Raw genomic sequence first — 7,682 nt, 5'->3', positions numbered from 1 at the left:
CCCCCAGCCAACCCGACCCAAGGCCGGCGCCGAAGGCGCCCGGCGGCCTTGCCCGAGCTAGAAAACACTGCTAGGAGGCCACCCGCCCGGCGGGCCGCTCGGCCGGCGGGATGTTGTGCGTCAGGCCGAACACGTTGTCCGGGTCGTAGGCCCGCTTGACCTCGCGCAGCCGCCGGTAGTTGTCCGGCGTGTACGCGGTGCGGGTGCGGGTCGAGTCGTGCAGGAAGTTCAGGAACGAGCCGCCGGTGGCGTGCGCGGCGATCGGCGCGGCCGCCTCGGCGGGACCGTCGACGACGATCGAGAACGGCACGTCGCGATGGCCGGCCGGCCCGGAGTCCGCGGTGGCCCGGGACATCGCGCCGCCCCAGTGCCGCAGCTCGACGGCGTTGGCGTCGCCGCGCACGGCCTCGACGGCGGCCGAGAGCACGGCGTCGGGCACCTCGGCGAGCAGGTTGAACTGCTTCGGCGCGGTGCCGCCGATCGTGCCGGACTCGGTGTAGCCCATGGTCCGCCAGCCGTCGCGCAGCGGCGTGCCGGCCACCCGCCACAGCGGGGCCAGCGCGCACCTGGCGTCCTCTGCCGACCCGGCGTACATCCCGCGGACGGCGACCGACTCCTTGCCGAGCACGATGTTCGCGGTCAGCTCGTCGGGCATGGCCGGCGCCCAGTCGCGGTAGTAGGCCAGCAGGTCGGCGGCCCGGTCCAGCGGGAACGTCGCCACGCCGGCGTGCACCGTGGCGACCGGGTAGAGCCGGAACTCCAGCGCGGTGACCACGCCGAAGTTGGCGCCGCCGCCGCGGATCGCCCAGAACAGGTCCGGCTCGCGGTCGGCCGACACGGTGTGCAGCGACCCGTCGGCGGTGACGATGTCGGCCCGCACCACGCTGTCGGCGGCGAGGCCGTACCGGCGGGACAGCCATCCCAGCCCGCCGCCGAGCGTGTAGCCGGTGACCCCCACCGACGGCGACGTGCCGGACAGCGGTGCAAGGCCGAACGGGGCCGCGGCGGAGATCACGTCGCCCCACCGCGCCCCCGGCCCGACCCGCGCGATGCGCCGATCGGGATCGACGAGCACCCCGGCCATGCCGGCGGTCCTGATCACCACGGCGCCGTCCCCTGGCTCCTGCGACCCGTGCCCGGTGGCGTACACGGCGAGCGGCAGGCCGCGGTGCCGGGCCGCGAACACGGCCGCCCGCACGTCAGCGGTGGTGCTGGCCTCGAAAACCGACTTGGTGATCATTCCTAGCTCCTTCGACGTCTCTGGCGCCTCTCACCAAGACGTCGGACCGGGCTCGACCGAATCGACATCGCCGGCGGAGGAATTTCAGGCGAGTTGCGCGGCCAGCCAGGACTGCCAGGCCCGCTCGATCCGCGCGCCGTCGACGTCGGCGTTGAACGCGGAGTACTCGACCACCGGGGTGTCCTGGTGCCCCCACATCAGCGCGTAGAAGCCGTCGTCGGTGCGCACCCCGACCCAGTACGGCAGCCGGACGAACTCGACGACGCCGTCGGCCGGGGGCAGGCCCTCGACGGCCACCCGCGCCTTGTCACCGACCTCGACCGTCTCGCCGAGACCGAGCGCGTCGCGGTAGGCGGCCCACACCTTGTCCCGGTCGGCGACCTGCGGCCCGAGGGTGAACAGGTGGTAGGTGGCGGTCCTGCCGGCGAAGTGGCTGGCGTAGACGGCGAGCTTCTCCAGGTACATACGGTCGCCGTTGGTCAGCGCGTCGTACTCGGTTTCCCAGTCGTCACCGAGGAATCCACTGTGGACGAAGCGGAGCACGGTGCCGCTCCCGCCGCGTCCCTCGATCAGGTACTCGAACGCCATGAACGTGCCGTCCGGGTTCTCGTCCCCCTTGTAGGCGAAGTGCCGGCCGGGCTCCCACGCGGTGATGGTGGACTCCGCGGTCCAGCCGGGCATCTCCATCCGGGCCCGGCCGCCGAGGCGGGGTTCCAGCTCGGTGTGTCCCATGAACCAGGCGTCGATTCCCGGACCGGTGGCGATCGCGTTCCACACCTCCTCGGGCCTGGCGTCGATGGTGATCTCCTCGCGGATCTCGAACTCGTGCATCTCAGTTCTCCTTCTCCGTAGGGACACTCGGGTGGACCGCGACGATCACGCGATGCTCGCGCCCGCCCGTTGCGGCGTCGTCGTGGTATTTGGCGACCAGCGCGGCGACCGCGCCGGTGAGCTCCTCGGCGAACGCGGACCGGTCGGCCGCAGAGGCGAACCGGATCGTGGCGTCGAGGCCGTACGTGGCGACCCGCTTGCCGGCCCGACTCGCCCCGGTGATCAGCACGCCGATCTCGCGCACCAGCCGGGCGGCCACGGCGAGCAGCCAGCGGGCGGACAGCCGGTCGGGCGCGCGGTCCGGGTCGGGCTGCACGGCCGCCAGCGCCAGCGGCGAGATCACGTAGGACGCGGCGGTGGCCCGCATGAGCCGCTCGGTGACGTTGCCCTTGCGGCGCTCCTCGACCAGCTCCACCAGCCCGTGCTGCTCGAGCATCCGCAGGTGGTAGTTGACCTTCTGGCGGGGCAGCCCGACCGACCCGGCCAGCATCGTGGCCGACTTCGGCTCGGCCAGCTCGGCCAGCAGCCGCGCGCGCACCGGGTCCATGCACACCTCGGCGGCCGCCGGGTCCTCGATCACCGTCACGTCCAACATGGACCAACCGTGTCACCGACAAAATTTTTTGTCAAGACAGTTCTAATTGTCGGCTGAGCCGGTCGTGCCACCAGGCGGCGCGCTCGGGCGGGGGCTCGATGATCAGGGCCGGGTCGGGAGCGGGCGGCCTGCGCGGCACCGGGAGATATCCGTCCACCGGTCGCAGCGAGTCCGCCGCCGGGACGACGTCGGCCCCGAGCAGGGGGAGGGTGCCGAGGCCGCAGGCGAAGTCGAGCTCGGGCAGGGCGCCGGCCAGGGCGAGCTGGGCGGCCAGCCCCACGCTGGTCTCAAGGGCCGAGGACACCACGCACGGCAGCCCGGCCGCCGCGGCGACCTCGAGCGCGCGGCGGACCCCACCCAGCGGGGCGCACTTGAGCACGGCGACGTCGGCCGCGCCGGCGACCGCCACCCGCAGCGGATCCTCGGCCCGCCGGATCGACTCGTCCGCGGCGATCCGGACAGCCACCCGGCGGCGCACGGCCGCCAGCTCCGCCACCGTGCGGCACGGCTGCTCCACGTACTCCAGCCCACCCGCGGCCCGGTCGAGCCGGGGGATCACGGCGACCGCGGTGTCGACCTCCCACGCCCCGTTGGCGTCGCACCGGACCGCGCCATCCGGGCCGAGCGCGTCGCGCACCGCCTCCAGCCTGGCCAGGTCCTCGGGCAGCGACCCGGGATGGTCGGCCACCTTCACCTTGGCCGTCCGGCACCCCGACGCCGCCACGAGCTCGTGCGCGCGCTCGGCCCCCACGGCCGGAACGGTGCAGTTGACCGGAATCCGGTCGCGCACCGGCGCCGGCCAGCCCACCGTCGCCGCCTCCACCGCCGCCGCCAGCCAGTGCGCCGCCTCCCGGTCGCCGTACTCCGGGAACGGGCAGAACTCCCCCCACCCGGCCGGCCCCTCGACCAGCATCCCCTCGCGCACCGTGATCCCCCGGAACCGGGTCGTCATCGGGATCGCGTACACCAGCACGGAGTCGAACACGGATCCAGTCATACCGGCATGGCAAGGTGGGGGCATGACCACGGCCCTGGGGGACGAGGACTTCCTGACCCGGGCGGATCCGTACCGGCGGGAGCTCCTCGCCCACTGTTACCGGATGCTCGGCTCGGTGCACGACGCCGAGGATCTCGTGCAGGAGACCTACCTGCGGGCCTGGCGCGCCTACGACCGGTTCGAGGGCCGCTCGTCGCTGCGCACCTGGCTGTACGGCATCGCCACCAACGCCTGCCTGACCGCGCTGCGGAACCGCAAGCGGCGGCCGATGCCGACCGGGCTCGGCGGGCCGTCCGGCCCGGAGGACGGGCTGGTGGAGCGGCCGGAGGTGCCCTGGCTCGAGCCGGTGCCGGACGCCAAGGTCGGGGCCGACGACGGCTCGGATCCCGCGGCGATCGTCACGTCGCGGGCCAGCATCCGGCTCGCGCTGATCGCCGCGCTGCAGCACCTGCCGGCCCGCCAGCGGGTCGTGCTGATCCTGCGCGACGTGCTGTCCTGGCGGGCCGCCGAGGTCGCCGAGCTGCTCGACGTCTCGGTCGCGGCCGTGAACAGCATGCTGCAGCGGGCAAGGGCCCAGCTCGACCGGACCGCGCCGACCGAGGACGAGATCACCGAGCCGGACACGGCCGACCAGCGCGAGCTGCTCGACCGCTACGTGACCGCGTTCCACGCCAAGAACGTGCCGGCGATCGTGGAGCTGTTCAGCGAGGACGTCGTCTGGGAGATGCCGCCGTTCACCCAGTGGTACCGCGGTCCCGAGCCGGTCGGCCTGCACCTGGAGCACCGCTGCCCCGGCGGGCCGGGCGACTTCCGATTCCTGCCGGTCGAGGCCAACGGCCAGCCCGGCCTCGGGATGTACCTGCGCGACCCCGGCTCCGGCGAGTTCCGGGCGTTCATCCTGCAGGTGCTCACCCTTGGCCCGGCCGGCATCACGCACGTCGCCAACTTCATGGACACCCGGGTGTTCCCGATCTTCGAGCTACCGATGACTTTTCCCGGCTCGGACGTCGGTACCGTCCATGAGGATGCTTGAGACGTCATTCCAGGAGCTGGTCGAGCGGCACCGGCGGGAGCTGCGGGTGCACTGCTACCGGATGCTCGGCTCGTTCTCCGAGTCCGAGGACCTGGTGCAGGAGACGTTCCTGCGCGCGTGGCGGGCGCGCGGGGACTTCGAGGGCCGCTCCTCGCTGCGCACCTGGCTGTACAGGATCGCGACCAACGCCTGCCTCGACGTGCTGGCCCGCCGGCCGCGTCGGGTGCTGCCGCAGGACCTGGGGCCGGCGTCGGCCCCCGACGTGTACCTGCCGCCGCGCACCGACATCCCGTGGCTGCAGCCGTTCCCGGACAGCCTGCTGGCCGGCGACGAACCGGACGCCGAGGTCGTCGCAAGGGAGACGATCGAGCTGGCGTTCCTCGCCGCCGTGCAGCACCTGCCGCCGCGCCAGCGGGCCGTGCTGATCCTGCGCGACGTGCTGGGCTGGCGGGCCGCCGAGGTCGCCGCGCTGCTGGAGACCAGCGTGGCCTCGGCCAACAGCGCCCTGCAGCGGGCCCGCGGCACGCTGCGCGAGCACCTGCCGCAACGCCGCTCCGACTGGACCCGGCCCGCCGCGCCGACCCCGGAGGAGCTCGAGCTGCGCGACCGCTTCATGGCCGCCTTCGAACGGTCCGACGTGGCCGCCATCGCCGAGCTGCTGCACGCCGACGCCCGGGCGGTCATGCCCCCGTACCCGATGTGGCACGAGGGCCGCGACACGATCACCACGGCGCTGTCCGGCAGCCTGGACAAGAGCTCGGCGAGCTACATCGGCGAGCTGCGGCTGCTGCCCACCGCCGCCAACCGCCAGCCCGCCGCGGCGTTCTACGTCCGTGCCCCTGGCGACACCGAGTTCCGGGCGTTCGCCGTCGACCTGCTCCGCATCGAGGACGGCCGGATCGTCGAGATCGCCGCGTTCCACGCGGAGCTGTTCGGCGCCTTCGGCCTCCCGTTGGTCCTATGAGGACGAAGGCGGCCGACCGGCTGGTGTGGGCGGTGGACACCATGGACATCCGCCCCACCGACCGGGTGCTGGAGATCGGCTGCGGCCACGGGGTCGCGGTCACCCTGGTGTGCGAGAAGCTGTCCGGCGGCAGCATCCTCGCCGTCGACCGGTCGGCCACGATGATCGAGATGGCCGCGCGGCGCAACGCGGACTACGTGGCCGCCGGCGTGGCGTCGTTGCAGACCGCGTCCCTGCACGAGGCCGATCTCGGCGCCGCCCGGTTCGACAAGATCTTCGCCATCCACCTGCCGGTGATCCTGCGCGGCCGGCCCGACCGGGAGCTGGAGATCATCAAGCACCACCTGGCCCCCGACGGTCGCCTTTTCCTCGTGTACCAACCACTCGACTCCAGCCAGACCCGTGCGGCCATGACCGCCCTTGCGGAGACGGTGACGTCGCACGGCTTCACCGTCGCCGAGGTGCTGGTGCACGACCTGCCGAGCGGGACCATCGGCTGCGTGATCGCCGAGCACTAGGCATCCAGTGCTTCCCTGGCGATGCGGCGGCAGTCGTCGAGCGTGTGCTCGGCGAGGGCGGCGCGGACCGCCGGGATGCTCGGCGCCGACATCGACAGGCTGGTGATGCCCAACCCGGCGAACACCAGCGCGAGGCGCGGGTCGCCGGCCGCCTCGCCGCACACCCCGACCGGCTTGCCGGCCTCGCGACCGGCGGCCGCGCACGACGCCACGAGCTGGAGCACCGCGGGCTGCCACGGGTCGAGCAGATCGGCCAGCTCCCCGCGCATCCGGTCCGCGCCCATCGTGTACTGGCTCAGGTCGTTGGTCCCGATGCTGAGGAAGTCCACCACCTCGAGCAGCCGGTGCGCCCGCAGCGCCGCCGCCGGGATCTCGATCATCGCGCCGGCCACCGGCAGCCCGGCCGCGCGCACCTGCTCGGCGAAGGCCGCCGCCTCGGTGCGGGTCGCCACCATCGGCGCCATCACCCACACCTCGGCGCCGGTCGACTTCGCCGCCCGCGCCACCGCCTCGAGCTGATCGGCCAGCACCTGCGGGTGGCCGCGCGCGACCCGCAGCCCCCTGATCCCCAGCGCCGGGTTCTCCTCCGGCTCCAACCCGAGGAACGGCAGCGGCTTGTCCGCCCCCGCGTCCAGCGTCCGCAGCACCACCTTCCGCCCGCTCATCCTGGCGAACACGTCGGCGTACGCCCGCTCCTGCTCCTCCAACGTCGGCGCCTGCGTCCGCCCGAGGAACAGGAACTCAGTGCGGAACAACCCCACCCCCTCGGCGTCCACCGTCCCTTTGAGATCGTCCGCCGACCCGACGTTCAGCAGCAGCTGCACCGGATGCCCGTCGGCCGTCCGCCCCGGCCCGGAGCTGTCGGCCAGCCGACCCCGCTCCCGCTCCGCCGCCGCCCTGATCTCCACCGCGTCCACAGTGGACACCGTGATCACCTCGCCGGTGCCCCCGTCCACCGCCACCACCGTGCCGTCCGCAAGCGACAGTGCCCCCGGGCACGCCACCACCGCCGGCAACCCCAACGACCGCGCCAAGATCGCCGTGTGGCTCGTCGGCCCCCCGCGCCGCGTCACCAGCGCCAGCACCTTCCCAGGATCCAGCCGCGCCGTGTCCGCCGGCGCCAGATCGTCGGCCACCAGCACGAACGGCTCCCCCGGCTCCGGCACCCCGGGCATCGGCAACCCCAGCAGGTACGCCACCGCCCGATCCCGGATATCGTCCAGATCCGCCGCCCGCTCCGCCATGTATCCCCCCAGCCCCACCAAGATCTCCTTCTGCTCCGCCAGCGCCTCGGTGATCGCCCACGCCGCCGGCCGCCCCGCCGCCACCCGCCCCGCAACCGCCTCCGCCAGCGTCGGATCCGCGGCCATCAACGCCTCCGCCTCCAGCACCTCCGCCGCGGTCTTGCTGGCCGCCCCCGCCAACCCCACCAACTGCTCGGCCACCACCCCCAACGCCCGCGCCGCCCGCTCCCCCTCCCCCGGGGCCACGGCCGGCTCCACCC

At 73.5% G+C, this 7,682-nt stretch carries 8 protein-coding genes; 3 read left to right on the top strand and 5 right to left on the bottom strand.

The features are described 5' to 3' along the window. Nucleotides 1-70 precede the first annotated feature (70 nt). The 4 genes from VGX25_RS14340 to VGX25_RS14325 form a co-directional block, all read right to left on the bottom strand. On the bottom strand, nucleotides 71-1,240 hold the full coding sequence (locus VGX25_RS14340; protein WP_326918265.1) for an FAD-binding oxidoreductase: 1,170 nt from the start codon (nucleotides 1,238-1,240) through the stop codon (nucleotides 71-73). Nucleotides 1,241-1,324: 84 nt separating this feature from the next. Next, nucleotides 1,325-2,071 (bottom strand): SRPBCC domain-containing protein, encoded by a 747-nt coding sequence (locus tag VGX25_RS14335; protein WP_326918264.1) that lies wholly within the window; start codon nucleotides 2,069-2,071, stop codon nucleotides 1,325-1,327. Nucleotide 2,072: 1 nt separating this feature from the next. Then, nucleotides 2,073-2,666, bottom strand: a complete 594-nt coding sequence (locus VGX25_RS14330; protein WP_326918263.1) for a helix-turn-helix domain-containing protein — start codon at nucleotides 2,664-2,666, stop codon at nucleotides 2,073-2,075. A gap of 31 nt (nucleotides 2,667-2,697) precedes the next feature. Beyond that, nucleotides 2,698-3,663: an o-succinylbenzoate synthase gene (locus VGX25_RS14325; RefSeq protein ID WP_326918262.1), complete on the bottom strand. Its 966-nt coding sequence runs from the start codon at nucleotides 3,661-3,663 to the stop codon at nucleotides 2,698-2,700. A gap of 22 nt (nucleotides 3,664-3,685) precedes the next feature. Here VGX25_RS14325 and VGX25_RS14320 point away from each other — a divergent pair, with 22 nt between their 5' ends. Genes VGX25_RS14320 through VGX25_RS14310 form a run of 3 tightly spaced genes read left to right on the top strand, consistent with a single transcriptional unit; the run spans nucleotide 3,686 to nucleotide 6,178 of the window. After that, entirely contained in the window at nucleotides 3,686-4,696 is a 1,011-nt protein-coding gene (locus VGX25_RS14320) for a sigma-70 family RNA polymerase sigma factor (protein WP_326918261.1), read from the top strand. Next, a complete protein-coding gene (locus VGX25_RS14315; RefSeq protein WP_326918260.1) occupies nucleotides 4,689-5,660 on the top strand; it encodes a sigma-70 family RNA polymerase sigma factor in 972 nt (323 codons plus the stop codon). Before VGX25_RS14320 ends, VGX25_RS14315 begins: the two co-directional genes overlap by 8 nt. Further along, nucleotides 5,657-6,178: a class I SAM-dependent methyltransferase gene (locus VGX25_RS14310; RefSeq protein ID WP_326918259.1), complete on the top strand. Its 522-nt coding sequence runs from the start codon at nucleotides 5,657-5,659 to the stop codon at nucleotides 6,176-6,178. The genes VGX25_RS14315 and VGX25_RS14310 overlap by 4 nt, the downstream gene beginning before the upstream one ends. Here VGX25_RS14310 and ptsP read toward each other — a convergent pair. Continuing rightward, on the bottom strand, nucleotides 6,175-7,682 hold a 1,508-nt coding region (gene ptsP, locus VGX25_RS14305), incomplete at its 5' end, for a phosphoenolpyruvate--protein phosphotransferase (protein WP_326918258.1). The two genes, VGX25_RS14310 and ptsP, sit on opposite strands and share 4 nt — an antisense overlap.

Origin of the sequence: Actinophytocola sp. (assembly GCF_035942955.1) — a bacterium.
GTDB lineage: Bacteria > Actinomycetota > Actinomycetes > Mycobacteriales > Pseudonocardiaceae > DASYTH01.
Note: the sequence above shows the minus strand (reverse complement) of the source record. Positions and strands in the feature narration are given on the sequence as shown.

Bases quoted from the DNA above. Each gene is read 5' to 3' on its own strand.
- VGX25_RS14340 (WP_326918265.1), bottom strand. From the start codon at position 1,240: ATGATCACCAAGTCGGTTTTCGAGGCCAGCACCACCGCTGACGTGCGG.
- VGX25_RS14310 (WP_326918259.1), top strand. From the start codon at position 5,657: ATGAGGACGAAGGCGGCCGACCGGCTGGTGTGGGCGGTGGACACCATG.
- VGX25_RS14325 (WP_326918262.1), bottom strand. From the start codon at position 3,663: ATGACTGGATCCGTGTTCGACTCCGTGCTGGTGTACGCGATCCCGATG.
- VGX25_RS14330 (WP_326918263.1), bottom strand. From the start codon at position 2,666: ATGTTGGACGTGACGGTGATCGAGGACCCGGCGGCCGCCGAGGTGTGC.
- VGX25_RS14315 (WP_326918260.1), top strand. From the start codon at position 4,689: ATGCTTGAGACGTCATTCCAGGAGCTGGTCGAGCGGCACCGGCGGGAG.
- VGX25_RS14320 (WP_326918261.1), top strand. From the start codon at position 3,686: ATGACCACGGCCCTGGGGGACGAGGACTTCCTGACCCGGGCGGATCCG.
- VGX25_RS14335 (WP_326918264.1), bottom strand. From the start codon at position 2,071: ATGCACGAGTTCGAGATCCGCGAGGAGATCACCATCGACGCCAGGCCC.